Annotated in this window: 22 protein-coding genes; 10 read left to right on the top strand and 12 right to left on the bottom strand. The window is 42.1% G+C overall.

Going from position 1 to position 22,869, the window contains the following annotated elements; all coding sequences use genetic code 11:
- Positions 1-63: 63 nt before the first annotated feature.
- The 10 genes from ABJK37_RS07745 to ABJK37_RS07790 form a co-directional block, all read right to left on the bottom strand.
- Entirely contained in the window at positions 64-1,752 is a 1,689-nt protein-coding gene (locus ABJK37_RS07745; RefSeq protein WP_348351761.1) for a Na(+)/H(+) antiporter subunit D, read from the bottom strand.
- Positions 1,739-2,041: a hypothetical protein gene (locus ABJK37_RS07750; RefSeq protein ID WP_348351763.1), complete on the bottom strand. Its 303-nt coding sequence runs from the start codon at positions 2,039-2,041 to the stop codon at positions 1,739-1,741. The genes ABJK37_RS07745 and ABJK37_RS07750 overlap by 14 nt, the downstream gene beginning before the upstream one ends.
- Positions 2,041-3,522, bottom strand: a complete 1,482-nt coding sequence (locus ABJK37_RS07755) for a proton-conducting transporter membrane subunit (RefSeq protein WP_348351765.1) — start codon at positions 3,520-3,522, stop codon at positions 2,041-2,043. The genes ABJK37_RS07750 and ABJK37_RS07755 overlap by 1 nt, the downstream gene beginning before the upstream one ends.
- Positions 3,519-5,003 carry a monovalent cation/H+ antiporter subunit D family protein gene (locus tag ABJK37_RS07760; RefSeq protein ID WP_348351767.1) on the bottom strand — a complete coding sequence of 495 codons (1,485 nt, stop codon included), beginning with the start codon at positions 5,001-5,003 and terminating at the stop codon, positions 3,519-3,521. Before ABJK37_RS07760 ends, ABJK37_RS07755 begins: the two co-directional genes overlap by 4 nt.
- The gene (locus ABJK37_RS07765) at positions 5,003-5,347 is read right to left on the bottom strand and encodes a cation:proton antiporter subunit C (RefSeq protein ID WP_348351769.1); all 345 of its coding nucleotides are present in this window, start codon (positions 5,345-5,347) and stop codon (positions 5,003-5,005) included. The genes ABJK37_RS07760 and ABJK37_RS07765 overlap by 1 nt, the downstream gene beginning before the upstream one ends.
- Positions 5,347-6,360 (bottom strand): Na(+)/H(+) antiporter subunit B, encoded by a 1,014-nt coding sequence (locus ABJK37_RS07770; protein ID WP_348351827.1) that lies wholly within the window; start codon positions 6,358-6,360, stop codon positions 5,347-5,349. Before ABJK37_RS07770 ends, ABJK37_RS07765 begins: the two co-directional genes overlap by 1 nt.
- A 44-nt stretch (positions 6,361-6,404) precedes the next feature.
- Entirely contained in the window at positions 6,405-6,728 is a 324-nt protein-coding gene (mnhG, locus tag ABJK37_RS07775) for a monovalent cation/H(+) antiporter subunit G (protein ID WP_348351771.1), read from the bottom strand.
- Complete coding sequence (locus tag ABJK37_RS07780) at positions 6,725-6,997, bottom strand: monovalent cation/H+ antiporter complex subunit F (protein WP_348351773.1); 273 nt, start codon at positions 6,995-6,997, stop codon at positions 6,725-6,727. The genes mnhG and ABJK37_RS07780 overlap by 4 nt, the downstream gene beginning before the upstream one ends.
- Positions 6,998-7,471, bottom strand: coding sequence for a Na+/H+ antiporter subunit E (locus tag ABJK37_RS07785; protein ID WP_348351775.1), 474 nt, complete (start codon positions 7,469-7,471; stop codon positions 6,998-7,000).
- Positions 7,472-7,555: 84 nt separating this feature from the next.
- Positions 7,556-7,993 (bottom strand): hypothetical protein, encoded by a 438-nt coding sequence (locus ABJK37_RS07790; RefSeq protein WP_348351777.1) that lies wholly within the window; start codon positions 7,991-7,993, stop codon positions 7,556-7,558.
- A gap of 222 nt (positions 7,994-8,215) precedes the next feature.
- On the opposite strand from ABJK37_RS07790, the gene ABJK37_RS07795 reads away from it, so the two are divergent.
- The 10 genes from ABJK37_RS07795 (at position 8,216) to ABJK37_RS07840 (ending at position 19,578) form a co-directional block, all read left to right on the top strand.
- Positions 8,216-8,908 (top strand): response regulator transcription factor, encoded by a 693-nt coding sequence (locus ABJK37_RS07795; RefSeq protein ID WP_348351778.1) that lies wholly within the window; start codon positions 8,216-8,218, stop codon positions 8,906-8,908.
- Positions 8,905-10,278 carry an ATP-binding protein gene (locus ABJK37_RS07800; RefSeq protein WP_348351780.1) on the top strand — a complete coding sequence of 458 codons (1,374 nt, stop codon included), beginning with the start codon at positions 8,905-8,907 and terminating at the stop codon, positions 10,276-10,278. Before ABJK37_RS07795 ends, ABJK37_RS07800 begins: the two co-directional genes overlap by 4 nt.
- Positions 10,279-10,509: 231 nt before the next feature.
- On the top strand, positions 10,510-10,893 hold the full coding sequence (locus ABJK37_RS07805) for a nuclear transport factor 2 family protein (RefSeq protein WP_348351782.1): 384 nt from the start codon (positions 10,510-10,512) through the stop codon (positions 10,891-10,893).
- Positions 10,894-11,067: 174 nt separating this feature from the next.
- On the top strand, positions 11,068-11,919 hold the full coding sequence (locus ABJK37_RS07810) for an SDR family oxidoreductase (protein WP_348351784.1): 852 nt from the start codon (positions 11,068-11,070) through the stop codon (positions 11,917-11,919).
- Between the two features lie 18 nt (positions 11,920-11,937).
- Positions 11,938-13,119 carry an ergothioneine biosynthesis protein EgtB gene (gene egtB, locus ABJK37_RS07815; protein WP_348351786.1) on the top strand — a complete coding sequence of 394 codons (1,182 nt, stop codon included), beginning with the start codon at positions 11,938-11,940 and terminating at the stop codon, positions 13,117-13,119.
- A gap of 36 nt (positions 13,120-13,155) precedes the next feature.
- Complete coding sequence (gene egtD / locus ABJK37_RS07820; RefSeq protein WP_348351788.1) at positions 13,156-14,103, top strand: L-histidine N(alpha)-methyltransferase; 948 nt, start codon at positions 13,156-13,158, stop codon at positions 14,101-14,103.
- Positions 14,104-14,197: 94 nt separating this feature from the next.
- Positions 14,198-15,694 (top strand): BCCT family transporter, encoded by a 1,497-nt coding sequence (locus ABJK37_RS07825; RefSeq protein WP_348351790.1) that lies wholly within the window; start codon positions 14,198-14,200, stop codon positions 15,692-15,694.
- 78 nt (positions 15,695-15,772) lie between these two features.
- Positions 15,773-16,810, top strand: coding sequence for a 2-dehydropantoate 2-reductase (locus tag ABJK37_RS07830; RefSeq protein WP_348351792.1), 1,038 nt, complete (start codon positions 15,773-15,775; stop codon positions 16,808-16,810).
- A 705-nt stretch (positions 16,811-17,515) separates the two neighbouring features.
- The gene (locus ABJK37_RS07835) at positions 17,516-18,205 is read left to right on the top strand and encodes a response regulator transcription factor (RefSeq protein WP_348351829.1); all 690 of its coding nucleotides are present in this window, start codon (positions 17,516-17,518) and stop codon (positions 18,203-18,205) included.
- On the top strand, positions 18,202-19,578 hold the full coding sequence (locus tag ABJK37_RS07840) for a histidine kinase sensor domain-containing protein (RefSeq protein ID WP_348351794.1): 1,377 nt from the start codon (positions 18,202-18,204) through the stop codon (positions 19,576-19,578). Before ABJK37_RS07835 ends, ABJK37_RS07840 begins: the two co-directional genes overlap by 4 nt.
- Before the next feature lie 26 nt (positions 19,579-19,604).
- On the opposite strand, the gene ABJK37_RS07845 is transcribed toward ABJK37_RS07840, so the two are convergent.
- Positions 19,605-20,756: a PepSY-associated TM helix domain-containing protein gene (locus ABJK37_RS07845; RefSeq protein WP_348351796.1), complete on the bottom strand. Its 1,152-nt coding sequence runs from the start codon at positions 20,754-20,756 to the stop codon at positions 19,605-19,607.
- A gap of 17 nt (positions 20,757-20,773) precedes the next feature.
- A complete protein-coding gene (locus ABJK37_RS07850; protein ID WP_348351799.1) occupies positions 20,774-22,813 on the bottom strand; it encodes a TonB-dependent receptor in 2,040 nt (679 codons plus the stop codon).
- Positions 22,814-22,869 lie beyond the last annotated feature (56 nt).

The raw sequence follows: 22,869 nt of genomic DNA on the forward strand, positions 1-22,869 counted from the left end.
TAATATCACTCATAGGTATTACACATAGGTATTACACATAGGAAGATTGCGATACCGTGACGCTTATTTAATTAGCAGATAGGCTACTAACATCAACACTATCCACATAACAGCTGTACCAGTGGAGGATGTTTTGGCCAAGCTACCTTGTGGGGCGTAGTGTCTTGATATGTAGTTCGTCAATTTCGGCAAATGTTGCGCGCTTAAATGGCTAACAGCCAGCACCAATGCTTGCTTAGCATTCCCCAAACGTTGCAGCGTACGGGGTATCAAACGACGATATATCCAGTCCACGTCCAGATTCACGGAGAGTAATTCTGGCGGATACATTTTGTATAGGTTCAGCCACACAAATGCCAATGCTGAGAAGAATAACAATTGTGTCTGTGCCAAGACATGGGTCGCATCGTAAGGGTTATAATCCATTTCATATGGCAACAGTTGGTATAGATATTCAGGAAAAATACCAATAGTGATACATAGTGTTGCAGCAATGGTCATAGCCAATATCATATTAAGCGGCGGTTCTTTAGCGCGGATACCAGAATCATGGGCAAAGAACGCAAAATATGGGATCTTAATGCCAGCATGATGGAATACACCCGCAGAAGCAAACAGCAACATTAGCCACACCCAAGTATGATCATTATTCAATGCGGCACTCATAATCATCGACTTGCTAACAAAACCACTAAACAGTGGGAATGCAGAGATCGATGCAGCGCCGATAATGCACAAAATAGTAGTTTTGGGCATGGTCTTGTACAAGCCTCCTAACTCTGAGCCATTCATCTTGCCAGTAACGTGCAGCACAGCCCCCATCGACATGAACAACAAACCTTTGAAAATAACATCGTTAAAAGCGTGAGCTACTGCGCCATTAATTGCTAAGGCGGTCCCGATTCCAATACCCACCACCATAAAACCAAGCTGGTTGATTAGGCTGTAGGCCAACACGCGACGTAAGTCATTTTCAATCACCGCAAAGAAAATCGGGAAACAGGTCATGGCTGCTCCGATGTAAACCAATAATTCTGTACCGGGATACCCACGAGCTAAAGCGTACACTGCGACTTTGGTGGTAAACGCACTCAGAAAAACCGTACCTGTTGGTGTGGCTTCAGGATACCCATCTGTTAGCCAATTATGCAAAAATGGAAAGCCACACTTAATGCCGAAAGCGATAAAGATCAACCAACCATGTACCCCGGTCAAACCGATATTTTCGAAAAGGAGTGAGCCAGACATGTTAGCGAAGGCAATTACACCGCCTAACAATAACAATCCAGAAATCACTTGAAACAATAAATAGCGCATACCTGCGTGGTACGACTGATTAGTGCGCCTTGCCCAAATCAGGAACACTGAGGTGATCGCCAACAGCTCCCAAAAAACGAACAGCGTTAACAAATCTCCAGCAAAAACCGCACCCAACGCACTACCCGCATAAAGCATACTAGCCGTTTGTTGCATGCGATCTCGTAGGTGTAATGAATACACTATGGCAATAAAGGCGGCGAGGTGGAATAAATAGCCAAACAATATGGCCAGTCGATCAACCCGCAATACACTCAGTTCAAAGTCTAAAAATGAGATCGCCCAATAACTACCTTCTGGCGTCATCCATAAATTAATCGCACCCAATATTGGAGCTGCGAGCATAATGGCAGCACGTAGCCAACCATGAGTAATGGCGGCAAACAATGCTGCAACAAAAAATATCACAAAAGGAGCCATTTCAGTCCCGAACATGTTTTTCTCCTTCGGCTGATCCTGACACTTCTGTTAATTCTGGCGGATCGTAATAATGTTCGTCGCGCATCAGTAAAATCCGCATCCACCTAGCAACAAATACCAGCACCACGCAGCCAACAAAACCGTAGATTGGATAAAAGGCCCAGAGATTTTCCCAGCTATGATACACCTTGCGGTTAATAACAAAATCGAGAATGACCAGTAAAGCACAGCAGATATACAAACCATGCAGCACTCTTTTTATATTTTTGGGATTATCAAATAAGTACTTTTTATCTGTTTTCATTATACAACTCCAACCATCTTAGCCAGCTCAAACAATGGTTGTGGGTAAAAGAACAACACCAGGCAACCTAAAGTGGTAATGCTTATTGCAATAAGCGCAGGCAGCGGTGCTTCTTGGATTTTTTCCGGAGTATGAACGGCTTCAGTGGCCACTTTTTTTCCAGGGAAAAAACCGCGAATAGGAATAGGCAACAAATAAGCAATATTGAGCAATGAGCTAATCATCAACACCACCATTAGTACCCAATGTTGAGTTTCTAAAGTGCCTAGTAATAAATAGTATTTACTCCAACTTCCCCCCGTGGGCGGCAGGCCAATAATGCTTAAAGAGGCAATAAGAAAGGCTATCATAGTGATCGGCATTTTACGGCCCAGACCTGCCATCTGACTGATCTCTGTTTTGTGGGTGACCACTAAAATCGCTCCGGCACAAAAGAACAAGGTGATCTTGCCAAATGCGTGCATAGCAATATGCATGCTACTGCCGATTAGACCTGCCTCAGTTGCCAGCAAGACGCCCAAACTAACGTAGGCAAGTTGGCTAATAGTCGAATACGCCAAACGTGCTTTTAGATTATCCTGACGCATCGCGATTAAAGATGACGCCAAAATCGTAAAGGCAGTTAAATACAATAGAAAATCGGTAGTAACCAACTCTCCTACCGTATCCATCCCAAATATAAACACTACTGTTTTCATTAAGGTAAAAACCCCCGCCTTCACTACTGCAACTGCATGTAACAGCGCGCTAACGGGTGTAGGAGCAACCATGGCCGATGGCAACCACAGATGAAACGGCATCATCGCGGCTTTACCTATACCAAAAATGAACATCACTAACAAAATAGCCAACAATAGTGGCGAAGCTTCATCTGGGAATACACCACCCGCAGTAAAGGATAGGTTACCGGCTATAGCCCAAGTACCAATTAATGCGGGTAAGAAAAATACAATGGAGGTGCCTAGTAAAATTCTCAGGTAGGTTCTGCCACCTTGCTTAGCCTTTTCGGTACCCGCGTGGGTAACCAGCGGGTAAGTGGCCAGTGTCAGCACTTCATAAAAGATAAACAGCGTAAACAGGTTCTCAGAAAACGCGATAGCCATCACAGCAGCGATTGAGATAGCAAAAAAAGTAAAGAATCGCGTCTGATTTTGTTCTTTATGGCTACGCATATAACCGATAGCGTAGAGTGTAGTGACTATCCATAAAAAGCTGGCGATAAGCGCAAATAACACACTCAATGCTTCGGTTTTAAAACTAATGCTAAGTCCGGGCAAAATAGTGGTCCATGTCACTATCCCCGTTTGAGCATTAATGATTTGTTGGTACAACAAGCAAACCAAAATAAAAACGCTAGTCGCGATGACTAAGGATATCGCCTCTCTGATATTCGCATGTCTATGGCTCAACATCACGCCAATTGCAGCGACTAAAGGCAGTAGGATAATCAGTTGGATTAACATTTCGGCAGATAGATTCATAATTCACCACCCATCAGAAAACTAGCCGCACTAGCACTTGCCTCTAAAGGAAGTCGAGTGTCTATGCCAAAGTAAACATTGGCTATCACCAATAACCACAGAGGGATTAACAAACTTAACGGCGCTTCTTTTACGGGTGACGATCCAGAAGTTAAAGCCGCATCTGCTTTGCCAAAATAAGCACTCTCGACCAAGGTCCAAACATAATAAACCGCGATCAAAGAGCCTATAACAATCAGTAATCCCACCGTCCATAAACCATTCTGGAAACTAGCAAGTACCAAATACCATTTACTGATAAAACCGACTGTAAGAGGAACACCAATTAGACTTAAGCCTGCAACAACAACCGCAGCCATAGTCCAAGGCATATGTTTTGCCAAGCCATTAAAACAAGCGCGATCTGTACTACCAATACGGTACACAACAGCCGCTAGAGCTAAAAATAAGGCCCCTTTCATCAATGCGTGATTAAACAAATGTAATAAGGTCGCTTGTAACCCCAAGCTAGTACCTATACCGATACCAACGATCATGTAACCGATTTGCGCGACACTAGAATAAGCAAATAAACGTTTAATATTTGGCTGTTTGATAGCAACCATAGAGGCAACAAATATACTCGTCAGCCCAAGAGCGATAAAAATGGTCTGAATAACCCCTCCACCGAAATCATCGCCAAATATTGAGAAATGCAAACGTATTAACAGATATATTGCGACTTTTGTTGCGGTAGCGGCTAAAAACGCAGTAACAATAGAAGGCGCATAGGTATAAGTATTGGGTAACCACAAATGCAGCGGAAACAATGCTAGCTTTAAGGCCACACCCACAATCATAAACACGAACGCAGTATAAACAGTTGCTGATTCGCTCACCAAAGGTAACCGATTAGCCACGTCCTGCATATTTAAGGTGCCGGTCAAGCTATATAACAAGCCAATACCCATCAGCAAAAAGGAGGCGCCGATTGTGCCTACAATTAAATATTGATAAGCCGCCAGTAGCGCACGGCGATCACGGCCAAACGCCACAAGTGCATAAGTGGCCAGCGACGATATTTCTAAAAATACGAACACATTAAAGATGTCGCCTGTCGCAACAATACCTAATAAGCCCGCCATACAAAGTAAATACAACACGTAAAATATGCTTTGTTTGTCTTCATCAATTTCCTGACTAATACCGGTATTCGCGGCAAACAAAACAATGGTGCCGATGGCGCTAACAATCAGTAAAACGTAAGCTGAGAGCTGGTCGATGCGATATTCGATACCCCAAGGGGCTTCCCATCCACCGAGCATGTAACTGATAACGCCACTTTGCTGCACCTGATTTAACAGCGCGACACTGATTAGCAGTGAAATCACCGCAGCGAAGCAGGCAAACAACCAAGCTAATTTAGGTTTGTTTAATAGTAAACAAGCAGGCGCGGCTAACAGCGGCACAATCACCTGTAAAATGGGTAAATGCTCTAACACTAGTGATCTTGCTCCTGTAATTCAGAATCTTCCACCGTGCCATAGGCCTTTTTAATTCTCACTACCAATGCCAACGCTAACGCCATGGTAGCGATACCGACCACAATAGCCGTCAGGATCAATACATGGGGTAATGGATTGGAATAAAGTGTTTCTGTACTCGAAAAAATCGGGGCGCTACCACCCTTAACTTTGCCGACACTGATATAGAAAATGAATATGGAGGTTTGGAAAATATTCAGGCCAATCAATTTTTTAATCAGATTGCTTTGGTTAATCACCATATATAAACCAATCATCATTAAGATGATGACCATCCAATAATTATATAAATCAAAAAACATTATTCCTCTCCTAACTGAGTGGCAGCCTGATGAGAAAACGCAAAGAAAATCAAAATCATACCAGCCGCAATCGTGATACCCACCCCCAATTCAATAACCAAAATACCTAGGTGCTGACCAACAATGGCATCGCTCGCCAATACTGAGTAATCAAGGAAATTTCCCCCTGACAACATACTCACCACACCGGTACAGCCATAGATAAATACCCCAAAGGCACAGAGCACACGCAATACAACAGGTTTAATCACTTGCCTCGCTTTATCGAGTCCATACAACATGGTGTAGAGAATAATCCCCGCAGCAAAGATAACCCCGGCTTGGAAACCGCCCCCTGGACCATATTCGCCATGAAACTGCACATAAAAAGCAAACAATAAAATTAATGGGATCAATATCTTGCTAACAATTCGCAGTACGTTGTGTTCATGCATATCGTTTTTTTCAGACTTGATTGATGGCTTGCCTGTCGAAAAGAGTTGGCTTGAGAACAATGCCAACACACCCATCGCGGCCGTAAAGATCACTAACACTTCGCCAAGGGTGTCATAGCCGCGATAACTGGCTAACACTGAGGTCACCATATTAGGGATGCCGATTTCCTCAGGGGATTGTTCAATGTAGCGAATATTGACATGTTGCTGCGCAGGCGCGTCAGGATCTCCAAAAGCCGGCATATCCAGCATACCAGCTATCAATAAACCACCTGTCACTAACATGGCCATTAGCACGGCCACATTTTTAACCCTCGCTTTTTTGCGTTCTGCAGCGATTTTCTCGTAGCGACCTGTAACGCCAAGCACCATCAACATCAATATTGGAAAGATACCGGCTCCTACGGCCGCTTCGGTGAATGCCACGTCTACCGCATCCAAGGCCACAAAAAAACTCGCCGACAGTAATCCATAGATGCCACTTAACATAACCGCCGCAAAGAGATCACTAACGCGAGCAATGGCAATGGCAGTTACCACCAATAACAACAGTAATATGAAATCGAATACGAGTAAGATGTTATCTCTCCTTAAAAGCGCTAAAAAGACTATGGTCTGTGCAGTTATTCTTTTGATTGCTCGTTGAAGGTAATGGGCTTTAATTTCCCATGCAGTGCAGACTTTGCCAGAGCATGGCTGGCTGTTGGGCTGGTAAGCATAATAAACAGTAGTATCAGCACTAACTTGAACATCACCATTCCCCAACCAGCCATAAGCATCAACCCAATCAGGATTAAACTCGTTGCCAAGGTTTCAGTGATCCCTGCTGCATGCATACGGGTGAAAAAATCTGGAAAACGCAAAATACCAACACCACCTGTCAATATGAGCAAAGCTCCAAGGATAAAACAGGCAGAGATTATCAACTCTATAAGCCATTCCATCATGGTTCTCCTTCAATTTGTTTACGGTCGCTGTATTCAAAATATCGCAACACGCCAATGATGCTAATAAAGTTAATCAGCGCATATACCAGCGCAATATCAAGAAAATCAGGACGGCCAAACAAAAAGCCCATCACTGCAATTAACAGCACTGTTTTTGTGCCAAATAGATTCACTGCTAAAATGCGGTCATAGATACTGGGTCCCAGTAAAGCTCTGGCTAATGCCATCAACATGACCGTTAACAATACCACCGCTAACATGACTAACATTTACATCTCCAACCGATTTACTTGCCGAGCCATGTCTCCTTGTTGCAGCTCCTCCATACTGTGTGTAGTTAACGAATGAATTTGTACCCTGTCATTTTCAATATTCATCGCTACTGTACCTGGCGTCAGCGTTATGGAATTGGCATATATCACTTTAGCTATTTCACTTTGCTGTCCGATTGGTATGGACGCCACACAAGGACTAATTGCCCCGTTACCGCGCCAAACGAGCAGCACCACATCAATATTGCTTTGAATAATTTTTTTGATAAGCCAAAAGTAATAAGCGGGTAGTTTACGACTTAACTGCAAAGGTTGGGATTCGTCATCAATAATGCCCATGCGCAGTGAAAGCCAAATAACAAAGCCAATCGACACTAGCCCTAGTGCTATTGGTAACGGGGTGTACATGCCAGAGTTAAACAGCCATAAAATGGCTAGAATTAAAAATAGACTAATAATGTGTTTATTCATGGCGCCCTCTTGCCTATGCAACCAAGCTGGACATTGCGATTAATAAAAGAAATACATAATTTAATGAATCAAAACCCATAGTGTTTATCTGCCGCATTGAAATTCTTGTTGCAATACACTTTTAATTAGACTTTCTGCGGAAGCATCGTTAGCGGGGGATTGCCGATTAATGAGTAGAGCAATATCTTCAATACGGGTAGACTTTGGAATGCAATAACTTACATCGTCAGCCATTTGATATTTTTCTAGCAATCCACCTGCACGGGATTTGAGGGCTTTTTCACGAAAGGTAGCCGGCGGCATTTTTTCAGCACGATAGAGCTTCTCGCCAGCGAGATATCCTTTTATGTACATCGCACAAAGTGCTTGTTCATTATCGATTGACGCTGAATCGTTTTCTTTTTCAAATGCCTGGCAAACAGCTTGTAATTCAAGCCCAGTCATTTTTTCTATTGCATGGGCATTAAAGGGGTTACCCACCATTAATAAAACTAAAACCTGCCCGAATATACTTTTTAGCATGGCCCTCTCCTTCAATTAGAAATCTAAGCCTGTGCACCGATTCTTGCATTGTTACTATTGGAAAAGATTGTCAAAAGTGTAAAAAAGTGTAGCAACGCGGCAAGTACGTATTTTTTTTAATGGTTGTGATGTATGTTAAAGATTAAGAAAATTTGCACAGCTTAATGGGACCTCCACACACTAATGATGACTACAGTCAATCCATCAATACCAACGAACGTTATGATCGTTGATGATAATCAGGACATTCGTGAACTGGTTTGCCAATTGCTGGAAGCCGACGGATATTCCGCCAGTGCAGCAGTGGATGGCGAAGATATGTGGCAGAAATTGGCGGAAGAAAAACCCGATATAATCTTACTGGATGTGATGCTGCCTGGCCTCGATGGATTTGAACTTTGCCGCCAGTTGTGTGCCGATCCTAATATGCCATCGGTGATTATGCTAACCGCCAAAGATGAAGAGATTGATCGCGTAGTTGGATTAGAATTAGGAGCAGATGACTATATTGTCAAACCGTTTGGCAGGCGCGAGTTAATTGCACGGATCAAGGCGGTGTTGCGACGAGTCAAATCAGGCAACGCTCAAGTAAGTAAAGGTGTCTATAGTTTTGCTGGTATGAGCTTCAAACCCAATCAGATGGAAATTTTTGACACAACAGGCACTAGCATTCCACTTTCTACTAGCGAGACACAATTGTTACTCACTTTTGTTCAATATCCACGGGTACCGCTGTCCCGCGACAGATTATTAGATTTAACCAAAGGCAGAAATAGTACCCCTTTTGATCGCAGCATTGACTCTCATGTCAGTCGCCTACGGCGTAAATTAGGCGATGATGGTAAAAAGCCGGAGATCATTAAAACCTCTTGGGGAACGGGATATATCTTCACTTGCCATGTAGAAGCACAGTGAATTTTTGGCAATCACTCACCCTAAAATTCCGTACCATTATCATTCTAGGCACGGTATTCATTCTGTCACAGATGATCACCTTAATTATTTTCGAACACAACCGAGATAATGCAGTATTATCTGCAGAAGCAACTGATCTCGCCGACAGAATAATTGGAATTGTTGATTTAGCATATGGTTTCCCCCAGCAAGATCGTCAAAAAATATTAGCCGCCGCAGAAACCCAATTTTTAGCCTTGTTTCCAGATGTCATCTCAATCAAAGAAGTGGCTTGCCAACAAAATAATTTTTCGGAGCATATTTCAAGCAAGCTCAGTCTGGCATTTTCTAAACTACCTGGAATTGACGCAAACGTCTGCGTGCGTCGCTTTGAAAATACCCCAATTCTGGAAAGACGTACCACCTTACGCCAAGGTTTTGATGTGCTAATTATGATAAATTTTGCCAACGGTCAACAGATAACCTTTCATTCAGTTTTACCTGAAAGCCAATCTTTATTACAAGATAGCGTCATTTTCTTTATTCTATTGGAAGGTGCACTAGCCTTATTACTCGCTTGGTATTTAATTCAAAAAACCATCGCACCGATTGAAAAATTAGCGAATGCCGCCAATCGAATTGGCATGGATATTAATAGTCCACCATTGGATGAAAGCGGAGCCAAAGAAATATCCATGGCAGCCAAAGCATTCAATACTATGCAAACTCGCTTAGCCAACCTGTTACATAGTCAGAGTGAAATGTTATCAGCCATTTCCCATGATTTACGTTCTGCAGTGACTCGTTTGCAACTGCGTAGTGACCTATTAGAAAATGAACATGAACGTGTGGGCATGCTTAAAGTGGTTGCAGATATGCGCCAAATGATCCAATCAGTACTCGATTTCTTGCGAGGTTATAACCCTGATGAACCGATGCGTAGTGTAAATATCAGCGCATTAGTAGAAAGTTATTGTACGGATTTGGCCGATGAAGGCCGGCCAGTGACTTATCAATATGCTGGCGATTCAATCAACTTAACCTGCCGCCCCGCAGAAATTCGTCGTTGTTTACAGAATATTATCGATAACGCCATAAAATATGCCAATGGAGCACAAGTGAGTTTATCAATAAATGATGACTACGCTTCAATAGAGGTTATAGATAACGGCGCGGGTATTCCAGAAGACCAGTTAAAGACGGTTTTAAGGCCGTTTTATCGACTTGAACAATCACGGAGTCAGGATACCGGTGGTATAGGTTTAGGGCTAAGTATTGCAGATAATATTATCAAATCTCACGGTGGTAGATTGACCCTATTGAATCATCACGATAGTGGTTTGAAAGTTCAGATACAACTACCGTTGAATAGTTTGTCTCTTCATAATTGAAGCAATTCAGTTACCCCATAAAAACACAACAACGGCTAAAAAGTGCACTTTACTTTATACGTAACAGTCGTATTTCGAATATTAGACGTTTGGTGCGATTTCCTGACTATTCTTGGCGCAATAGGCCTGACAGCTTTGCCACCCGGCTTAGAAGCATAAAAAAGCATTGCATGCGCAACTATCAGCGAGATAATAACTGATTGAAATGATACTCATTGTTAAGGGCAAATTATGGTTCAAAATACAGAGTTAAATAAACAAAACGCTATCGCTTTCTATAAAACCGCTTATTTGGGGGACCCAGTTAAAGCTGTAGAATTGTATACTGGTGATGAATATATCCAGCATAACCCCGTTGTAGCCGATGGTAAGCAAGCATTTATTGACTACTTCAGTGAAATGCACCGAGACTATCCAAACAAAAGTATTGAATTTGTACGCACTATTGCTGAGGGTAATTTGGTCGCTTTACATACCCATCAAACATGGCCAGACGGCGATGAATACGTGACCATGGATTTCTTCCGTTTTGATCAGCAAGGGAAAATAGTAGAGCACTGGGATTCAATTCAGGAAATACCAGCGGTATCCAAAAATGGCAACGCTATGTATTAATTTTGAACCTAGTGAAATACTCAGTCCATCGAGAAGGTCTTTTTCTGTGATGGGAAGGAATTAAAGGTTTTTAAGCAATTATTAATTTTTATCGCAACAAAAACTTAATCTTGGTTTGATTTAATGCCTAACATAAATGCGAGGACTCATGATTAGCGGACTAGGAATGCACTAATGAAAATAGCCATCACAGCCGCCAGCGGAAATTTAGGTTCTGCCATTGTTAACGCCACGGTTGCTTTAGTATCAAAAGAAAATGTTATCGGTTTAGCGCGTACCCCAGACAAAGCTAAACATTTGGGTGTTGAAGTTCGACCCGGAGATTACAATGATCAAAAGCAACTAGAACAATCCTTACGGTCTGTCGACACCCTTTTATTAGTGTCGGGGATGGATGCGCCAGACAAGCGAATTGATCAACATAGAAACGTTATCGAAGCTGCCAAAAAAGCCGGCGTGAAAAAAATTGTGTATACCAGTGTCCAAGGGGCTGAAGAAAACACCGCTTTTTCACCTGTGGTGCAAAGTAACCGTCAAACTGAAAAAGATGTCGTTAGTAGTGGCTTGGATTGGGTCGTTGGCCGCAACGGGATTTATATAGAGCCGGATATTGAATACATCGAAAATTACAAAAAAGCCGGTGGCATTTTTAATTGTGCGGGTGATGGCCGTTGTGGTTTTACCTCAAGAAACGAGTTAGCTTACGCCTATGCAAGAATGCTTACCGAAAATAAGCACAACGGGCACACCTACAATTTACATGGTGAAGCCATTACCCAACAACAACTTGCTGAGTATTTTAATAGCGCCTTTGGCACTAATTTGATTTACAAATCGATGACAGTTGAAGAATACCGTGGAGAACGAAAAGCCGCGCTAGGTGATTTTATAGGAACAATCATTGCAGGAATTTATCAGGGAATTCGAGAGGGTAAATCTAACAATGTTAGCCATTATTTAACTGCTGCAGGGCGTGAGCACGAAAGCTGGCAAACCTACTTTGCGCGTATTAAAGCTAATATATAATTAAAAGGATTTTGCACTTTGTCATTATCTCCACTTTTTACCGAGTATCAAAAAACACGCCAATATACTGAGCGGCTTTGCAAACCACTAAACATCGAAGATTACGTTCCCCAAGCCGCTGATTTCGCTAGCCCGCCTAAATGGCACTTAGCCCATACCACTTGGTTTTTCGAAGAAATGATTCTGACTAAATACGTCGAGGATTACGCCGTGTTTGATAGCCACTTTGGATTTTTATTTAATAGTTATTACCAAACTGTGGGTGAAAAAGCGCTGCGAGCACAACGTGGCATTATGACCCGCCCTAGCGTAGAACAAGTCTATCAATATCGTCATCATGTAGACGAGCACATGCAGCGTTTCCTTATCGAAGACATACAAAATGACCTATCTGATGACATAAAAGCACTGATCACTTTAGGCATCAATCATGAGCAACAGCATCAAGAATTACTACTAACGGATCTTAAATATACATTTTCACTCAACCCTATCCAGCCTGTTTACCATCAAGACTTTAATCTTGTAGCCCAATTGCCTATTACTAAAGAGCAAGAGGGTGAATGGCTTAGCGTTGAAGAGGGCATATATGATATAGGCCATAACGGCGATGGTTTTTGTTTCGATAATGAACGTTGCCAGCATAAGGTATTACTGCAAAAGTTTGAGATTGCCAGCGCACTAATCACCAACCGGGAATACATAGAATTTATCGAAGATGATGGCTATACAACTTTTAGTCATTGGTTAGACGACGGCTGGGCATGGTTAACTAACAACCAAGTTCGTAGTCCCTTGTATTGGCAAAAAATTGATGGACAGTGGTTTAATTTCACCCTCGCGGGTTTACAACCAATAGATGATGAAGCCAGTGTGTCGCATATTTCTTATTACGAAGCCAATGCCTTTGCCAGCTGGAAGAACATGCGTCTCCCTAGCGAATTTGAATGGGAAGTGGCTTCAAGTCAATTTGATTGGGGGCAACGTTGGGAATGGACCTCGTCTGCTTACCTTCCCTATCCCGGCTTTGCTATCAGTGAAGGTGCAGTGGGCGAATATAATGGTAAATTTATGGTTAATCAGATGGTATTGAGAGGGGCTTCTGTTGCAACTTCTAAGGATCATTCCCGCTCGACTTACCGAAACTTTTTTCAACCACACCACCAATGGCAGTTTTCTGGTATTCGTCTAGTTAAATAACCTAGCGATACTCTAATTGAGGGATACATCAACACTATGATTGAACAATTTGCCAAAAATGTAGATGCAGGTTTAAGCAAAACTGAGAAAACCTTACCTTCAAAATATTTCTATGACAAAAATGGCGATGAGCTGTTTGTAGAAATTATGAATATGCCAGAATACTACTTAACTCGTTGTGAAATGGAGATTTTTACAACACAAACAGATGAATTAATTGCATCATTTCAAGCCAGTAAAAATGACTATTTTGAGTTAATAGAACTGGGGGCCGGAGATGGCAGTAAAACTCGCACATTGCTTGAGGCATTGAGTGAAAAAGGCTATCAGTTTGATTATCTGCCAGTAGATATCTCTCAAAATGCACTAGATCAATTGCAGCAATCATTACAGCGTTATTTACCACAAGTTTCAGTTGTGCCCAAACACGGTGACTATTTTGATATGTTGGGTTCGGTTAAAGACAGCCATCACCCCAAAATCGTACTGTTTCTTGGGTCAAATATCGGCAATATGACAGATCCCGAAGCCAGTGACTTTCTTTACCAATTGGGCGCTAATTTAAGCAAAGGCGATAAGTTATTATTGGGCACAGATTTAATCAAACCCGCCGATGTTGTATTGCCTGCTTACAACGATGAGAGTGGCATCACCTCTTCGTTTAATATTAATTTATTACATAGAATGAATGCTGAATTAGGTGCCACTTTTGACCCTGATGGATTTGTTCATGCCCCTGAATATAATGAAAATGAAGGTATCGCAAAGAGTTACTTATTAAGTAACAAAGTCCAATCAGTGGAAATTGCGGCGACGGGCAAAACCTATAACTTTCAAGCAGGCGAGAAAATTCACACTGAGATATCACGTAAATACGATGATCAAGTATTGGCGAAAATATTAGTTAAAACAGACTTTAGCATCAGTGCGAAATTTACCGACAAAAAAAACTACTTTGCCGATTATTTATTGAATCGAAATTGAACCTCCTTGGCTATCGTCAGTGTGTGATTCGCCGATTTGCTATCCCTGTTGAACCACATTAACCTAGGCTTTCATCACACAGGTAGCGATCACTTTGCTTTTCAAAAACACCAATCAACTTGAAAAAACCGCATTATTTTTATGCATTGTTTTGTCGATAATCGCATTTTTATTCCCTGACGCCCTGACTCTTCAGTTACAACCTGTTATTAATCAATCACTTAGTTTGTTGGGTGCGCCGTTTTTTGTGTTGGTTAACGTATTACTTGTGGCTGTTTTAGTCATAGCCATTAGTCCAATCGGGCGACGAAAAATGGGCGGTGAACAGGCAACAGTGGAATTCAATTTGTTTGGATGGTTGTCTATGTTGTTTGCGGCTGGCATGGGCTCTGGACTGATTTTCTGGGGCATTGCAGAGCCTGCATTACATACCATTAATTCTCCCTTAAAAGCGGAGCTATTCGGTGATCCGCAAAGCAGTGGATTAGCGTTAACTTTGGTAAATTGGGGCGCACACGCTTGGGCGCTTTACGCAGTCTTTGGTTTAGTGTTAGGAGGACTAAGTAGTAGAAGTGGTCAGTCTGGAGATATTAGTGCCCCAGTGCTAAGTGTAAGCCAAGGGTTATTGACCGAAAATTGGCAAATTAAGTTAAGTTTTACCATTAAATTAGTGGCTATTTTTGCCATTTTTTTTGGTGTGGTGGGCACGCTAGCCAATTCAACCTTGTTACTGCGAAAAGGTTTAGAAATCAAACTTGGCGTCGAATCCGCGCTATTTTCAGGATTAATCATCATCAGCTTAATAGTGGTTTTGTACACTTTGTCGGCCAAACTAGGGCTTAAAAAAGGTATTCAAGCGCTCAGTAAACTCAACGTATTTATCGCATTTGCGTTGATTGTTTGGCTATTAATCTTTGTACCTATACAACCTATTATTGATACCGCGATAGGAGGGAGTTGGGACTATATACAGTTAATCACAAGTGGTACTTGGCACTTTGCCAATCAACTCAACAACCCAGAATGGGCCAACGGTTGGACCTATAATTATTACTTTTGGTGGTTAGCTTGGGGGCCATTTGTAGGGGTGTTTTTAGCCAAAATTAGCCAAGGTCGTCCTGTGTGGCAATATATCTTAGGGGTCGTATTGGTACCAACTTTAGTGACCATTTTATGGTTTAGTGTGTTTTCTGGCTCTGCCATCGCATGGGATGCCGCGCATCACAGTGGCATTTTAGAGGCGATTCAATCCGACTACACCCAAGGTTTATTTGTGTTTTTTGAACAACTCGGATGGCAAGGGGCCGTATTGGTATGGGCGAGTTTATTACTTTTATTGATTTTTGTGGCCACTTCTGCCGATTCTGCCATATTAGTGATACGTCAGTTGAGTGGTGCTAGTCAGGTAAAATCTTGGAGTTTATACGGCTGGGCAATCGCCCTAGGTTTATGTGGCTATGTTTTGTTGGTGCAAAACAACGAGCCATTAAATCGAAGCATTGCCATTGTAGGCGCCATCCCGTTTTTAGTTATATTTTTGCTGCAGCTCATAGGTTTTGTTAAAGAGTTACTGAGTGAAACAAAGTCCTAAATTACTGTGTTTGTTATCGCAATTTTTTACTCGGTTTTGTCTTGATTGAAACTCTAATTTTTAGATTGGATTGTAAATATGTCAAACGTCTTACAAAGTGATACGCCCAAAATAGTGATATTGGGAGCGGGCAGCATTGGTTGCTACTTAGGTGGTCGATTCATTAACAGTGGTGCAAATGTCACGCTTATCGGTAGAGAAAAAATACAGGCAGACGTTAAGCAGCACGGACTAAAACTCACTGACCTAGACGGCATCGACGCATGCATTGTCGCCAGTGATATTGATTATGTTACCGATTTAGACAGTTTAAGCGACGCAGACTACGTATTTGTGGCGGTTAAAAGTGGCGATACAGTTGTTACCGCTAAGCAGATTAAAGCGCTCCTTAAGGACTCGGCCGTTGTTATCAGTTTTCAAAATGGGATACGGAATTTTGATGAGTTGTCAGACATTCTCAATCAAAATAGAGTGATCCGTGGCATGGTGCCCTTTAACGTTATTAATAAAGGTTCAGGACATTTTCACCGCGGCACGGAAGGCGAATTGGCAATTGAAGCGAAACCGGGTGAGTTTTCAGACCTACTTGCCGTTGCCGAAAAATCTAACTTAGCGATCAATACCTATGAAAACTTGCTGCCTATACAATGGGGGAAGTTAATTATGAACCTTAACAATGCCATTAATGCCCTATCGGGTTTACCGTTAGTAGAGCAATTAGGCAATCGAGACTACAGAAAGGTTTTAGCAAAAAGCATTAAAGAAACGCTTAAGGTATTGTCTTTAAATAATATAGCTGTGCAATCAGCAAATAATATTCCTCCTAAATTATTGCCGGTACTCCTTAATTTACCAAATTGGCTTTATAAAAAGATTGCCGCAGCGAGTTTGAAAATTGACCCTTTGGCACGCTCTTCAATGTATGAAGACTTTGTACGCAATAGAAAAACAGAAATTGACTTTCTTAACGGTGAAATACTCCACCTAGCCAATAAAAAATCCATCAAAGCACCAGTCAATAACGCCATTGTTGAGCTAGTCAAAAAAGCAGAAAAACTGAACCAAGGCTCGCCTGAAATACCTGCCGGAGTACTTTTAGACTCTATAAAGAACTAGCCTTGCCTTGCATCGGCAAACCTACCCGACTCGAGCAATTGAACACAATCTATCGATTCAATTATTGGGATTTTGGCACTAGCAGTCACTAAGCATAGAAAGGTTACCTGAGTATAATCGCCGTTTGCCTTATACCAATTCATCTTATCAATTAGTCGCTGGTGTTCTCTGAGCGATCAATTGTTAGGATGGATTGGTATTATCAACAACCCAATCCCCCGTGGAGCCGTGTGGAAGATCATGTACATCAACATTACCATATGCATCTAAGTTGTTACTTAACCCGAGCTCGGGTTAAGACGTGCCGCGTCCTATGAAGTAAATCTAATAAAAACAATAGGTTATAGTCTTACTATTTATCTAGCCGCCAATTTAATGCATCCAGTGCTGATATTATTGTGTTTATCAAGGCGAGCTTGTGAAGCAATAGCCAGCTATTGAGAGCAAGTTCAACGAAGATAGGCGCAATAATAGCGGTGCTGGACGATATGGCTTATCCCGAGTTCATGTTACTTAAATCTATGGCGTAATGCTCATCATTGTGACCAGTAGTAGTGAAGGTTAAATACATAGTGTTTTCATATATATTGATAGCATGGGTGAATGCTTCATCTACCTTATAGCTAGAATGAACAACCAATAAACTTGCAAATAAGAATGATTATCAATAAGATTGATAATCATTCAAACCTCACCACTCAGCTTATGTCTCTCGCGCGCATTTTAATTATTGAAGATGATACTGTTCTCAGTGATCAAGTCGCTCAACTTCTTCAAAAAAAGGGTTTTCAGACACAACAGTGTCTTGATGGCCAAAAGGGGCTACTGACCGCCATACAGCAACGCTTTGACCTGATTTTGTTAGATTTACTGTTGCCTTCTATAAATGGCTTTTCGGTTCTTAACCAATTAAGGAAAGTTAAAAATACCCCTGTAATGATGATTACGGCCAGTGGCGCAGAGCAGGAACGTATCGAAGGTTACCGCAAAGGCGCTGATGATTATTTGCCTAAACCCTTCAATTTCACTGAAATGATGTTACGTGTGGAAGCACTGTTACGACGCACACAGCGTTACGCAGAACCAACTACCCCTGCCACTCAACTTACAGTCGATAAACTGCAACTCAACCGCAGAAATCAACAAGTCTTATTCGACAAAAAAGAGGTAGAGCTCACGCCTATCCAATTTAAGTTGTTGTGGATAATGCTCGAAAATCAGCAGGATATTTTGAGCAAGGCGTTTCTATATCAAAGCGTTTTGGATAGGCCTTTTAGCCGTTATGACCGCAGTTTAGATATGCATATGAGCCGGGTACGCAAAAAATTGGTGGATGCGGGAATGTCGCCAGAACGCTTAGCAACCATTCATGGTAAGGGTTACCGCTTTATATGAAAAATAAGCTATTTTGGCGTCTCTGTGTATTTATCGCATGCGGCACGGTTTTACTATTTTGGGCCTTGAGCTGGTTGACGGATCACACTGAAACTAGCATGAGTTTTATCTCTAAAGAACATCAACAACAGCTACTTGGTTATGGTGAACAGGCAGAACAAATATTACATCAGCATGGTGAAGCCGCACTAGCAACTTGGTTACAACAACTTCAGCGTAAGGAGAATACGTGGGCCGCAGTGGTCACTTCACAACTCACTCCTTTTGCTGGCACAACGCTTCCCAATGAATATCTCGAAAAATTCCTTTTAGGAAGAAGTGTTGAATGGAAGATTCACTTATATTTTGAAACCAACCCCACCATGGAAATCCCGTTTTCTGACCGGTCTTCCCATTTAATCATTCAGTTACCGCAACGGATGCGCCCGGGAGCATTGCTTATTTATGCCAAGGTACTGCTGCAAATTGCCTTGCCCTTTGTACTGTTATGTATTTTAAGTTTTGTGATTTACCAGTATGTTATGACCCCACTTCGCAGACTAGAAAATGCCACTAAGTCGTTTAGCGAAGGTAAACTTGATGTGAGAGTGAGTCCTTCTTTACAGGATCGAAATGACGAGTTAACGCGCCTTGCGACTACTTTTGATCAGATGGCAGAACGCATCAGCCAACTTATCTATAACCAACGGCAAATTCTTGCTGATTTGTCTCATGAACTTCGAACCCCCTTGACCCGCATCGATATGGCGGTAGATTTTGTAGAGCAAAAAATAAATCCCCAACAGGCGTTACAACGACTCCGTTATGAAGCCACCACCATGCGCAATCTAGTTGAAGATACCCTGACCTTGGCCTGGCTCACTACCGAATCTCCAAATTTAAAAACGGATCATTTTGATTTAGTCGAATTAATCCAAGTTATTTGTGAAGACGCGCGCTTTGAATACCCAGACCGCGCGCTTAGAATCCAGCTGCCAGAGCAAGAAGTAATGATCAACAGCAGCCAGCAAGCGCTAGGGCAAGCAATAGAAAATACTATTCGCAATGGTCTACGATTCACACCTGTTGGGGGACAAATAGAAGTATCCCTTAGCCGCAACGAACAAGCTTATCGTTTGCTGATTTCTGATCAAGGCCCTGGCGTACCAGAAGCTATGCTTCTTGACATATTCAAGCCGTTCTTTCGTGTTGATAAAGCAAGAACCACCAGTAAAAACCAAAATGATAAGTCCACAAACAGCGGATTTGGCTTAGGCTTAGCGTTAGCGCATAGGCAAATCTCTGCGGTAGGTGGCAGCATCAGAGCAACCAACTATTACGCAGAGTCGGGCCACCTTTCGGGCTTGCAAATTACCATAGACCTTCCGCTATAACTGAACTTAGCACTCAATCATGTGCGTTATTCAGCGCGACTCTCATACTTTTGTCGTAAAGGTACAGTAATTAAACGTCGCCAAGCAAGCACAACACCGGTATACACTAAGATACAAGCTAACAATGAGGCTAAACCTGCAATGGTTTGCCCCACGAATCCAAAGTATTCTCCAGTATGTAAAAACCGCGCGGTGCCCCATGCTTGACCTCCTTTGGACCAGTCAGATTTGCGTAATACCTGAGTCTGCTCGCCAGTGTGAGTATCAAAAAATAGAGAGTAAGCTAACTCTTGTCTACGACCAATACTCTTATCGATGTAAAAGCGTGCTTCGTTTTTATGCTCTCCAATTTCTAGCCACATCGAATACCAATCTTGATAGCCATTATTGTTAGCCTGCAACTTAGCCTGATTAAATAAGGTTTCGTAGGGAATAATATCAGCGTTTAGATTTAGCACTTCTTCGTGTTTCTCAGGCTTGGGCACACTTTCGCCAAACGCGCCATACAAGGCAACATTTGCCCAAGAAAAGTGAAAAATAGTAGCAGTAATAGCTATCACACATAACACCGGTAAACACCAAACTCCAAACACTAAGTGCCACTGCCTATTGCGATGATGAACATTGATATAGCGACTTGGAAAGGTTAAGTATTGTTTGAATGCTTTAAAGCCAAAACGCTTAGGTAACCATAAATACAAGCCACTAACTAACAAGAATATAAAAACAAGATTGGCATAGGCTGTAATATTTTTGCCTATTGAGCGATTGCCACCTTCTAGCAACAAGTAGCGATGAAAATCGGTGACAACGTGAAAAAATGCAGCTGCCGTACCTTCCCCTTCGCGTAGTACCTCTCCGGTGTAGGGATGTAATAAATAGCTATATCGACCGGCCCAAGCAGGCACAGCGGCTCCCTCACGATTGACCCAGCGTACATAGATATGATGCTCATCCGGTTTTAGTCGCTGTAGGATCTCAACCACTCTGTCAGTAGTAATACGCTGTGATGCTGGCGTAGACTCTACTGTATATCGCATTTCACTGAGTTCTTTTATTTGCCTTTCGTAGGTGAGTAACACCCCACTAAAAGACATAAAAAATATAAATAAACCAGCAACCAGACCTGTAATTAGGTGGGCCCAAAAGACCCACCTTTTAAAGAGTTTCAAGCTCATAGGTAGTCTACTAAGTCTTAAAAATCGTAAGTCACAGACAGTCTAATATCTCTACCCGCTTCATGAGGGCCAACTACAGTAGCAAATACTTCGCTGTAATCTCCTACACTTGAATGATCTATATATTGCTCGTTGAATAAGTTAGTTACCGCAAGATTAACCAATACGTGGTCCGTGGCTTGCCACTCGCCATAAACATCCACTGTTGTGTAACTTGGCTTATTTAAACGATACAAGGAGTCAGTCCAAGCTAGGTCAACAGCTTGATGTAGAGTATTTATGTCAATAGAGTCGACTTTAGTGATATTAAAACCAATAGATGCAGCTGCATTTAACTCATAGTCCACACCAGCTACCCAAGTATTACCTCGGCTGTTACCTAACCCTACAAATTCATAACCGTTGATAGCGATGGATGAATAGTCCACGTTGTACAAACCATCATTAGGTTTTAACTCAGTGTCAGCATGGGCAAAACCTAGGTAGAAATCTAGATCCTGCCAATGATAGGCCACATCAAACTCAATACCGCTCGATTCTAACGTGCCAATATTGTTAAAGACTGAGTTTCCTTCATAGCCTTCGAAAATCACGTCATCCAAAGATGAATCATAAACACTCAATTTTGCGTTTAGGTTGTTGGCATTATATTCAATAGACGCTTCAATATTTTCCACTGTTTCAGGTACTAAATCGTCTGCCACTACCGGGATATCTGATCCATCATATAGATACCCATCAATTGTAAACCCATCACCAATTTGTTTGCCTCGGGCGGCTTGCGCGTATCCCAAACCAAGTGTCCAGTCTTCATTTACGTGGTACGCTAGACCTATGTTAAAGCTGACTTCTGAGTCGTTTAATGACGACGCCTCGTCAGTAACTGGTTCACCATAGTACTCATCAACAAGAATATTTTGCTGGAAATCATAGTCATCATAACGCACCCCATAACTTAACAATAAATCAGCAGTAAGATCGCTATAACCTTGGGCATATACACCTAAAACGCTGCCTTCTTCAGCATTTTCTACCGCACCTTCCGCAGGGCCGCTTGTGACTTCATCACTACGATAATCCACACCGTATACAAATTTATGCTGTGAAGTTTCGCTGGTATTACGAAGATCAAAACCAAAGCTATCAATGTCGGCTAACCAATCAAATCGGCCACCACGAAAAGATGATTCAGTTTGGTAAGCCGTGGCTTCTAGCTGAACCATAGCACTATGGTCAAAACGGTAATTGGCTACATAAGTATCACGCTGCGCTTCGCTAGGATAAAGTGCTGCACCTTCAAGTACCACCCAATTTGGACGAGCTGAAAACTCTCCTTTTTCATCACGTTGTTCCACACTCAACGATAAAAAATGGTTTTCGGCGATATCGCCACTGGTTTTGATAAATAACATGTCTTGCTCGGCAGCGGTACCGAATATCTCGTTGCCATCGCCGTCTTCCATGTTGTCACGGTCAATTGTGCTGAAGTAACCTAAAACCCCCCAAGTATCACTTAATTTTCCATATAGGCTGCCACTATAACGAGTGGCATCGTTTGAGAAGTAGTTTGCTTTAATGCGGCCACCAAAACGTTGATCTGGTTGCAATAAGTCTTGCGCGTCTTTGGTTTTAAATCGAATCGAACCACCTATCGCACCCGGGCCACTTGTTGCTTCACCCGCTCCGGCTTGCACATCAATTTGTTGTAAAAGATCAGGGTCAATGGTTACTCGACCTATGTGGTGAAACAGCGTTGAGGTTTGCTGGGCACCATCAACTGTTACATTTAAAAATGAATCTTCTAAGCCTCGTACATATATTTTTTGCGCAACCCCTACCGAGCCGCCCACACTCACCGAAGGGGCGTGTTTAAAAATATCTGCTAGATCACTTGCCTGATATTGCTCAATATCTTCAGCTGTAATACTTAAATTAGTGGCAGCACCTACCACAGTAATTTTTTCAACTGTTGTTGTATCTTCTGTTGTTTGGGTATCAGCATATGACAGTGCACTTGCAAAAGTACAAACGGCACCGATAAAGACTCGTTTTTTCAAGAAAAGCTCCTATTATTTTCAAATTTCTTAATGCGAACAATTCTCATTTAATTAAA

Source organism: Paraglaciecola sp., from assembly GCF_039964565.1.
Lineage (GTDB): Bacteria > Pseudomonadota > Gammaproteobacteria > Enterobacterales > Alteromonadaceae > Paraglaciecola.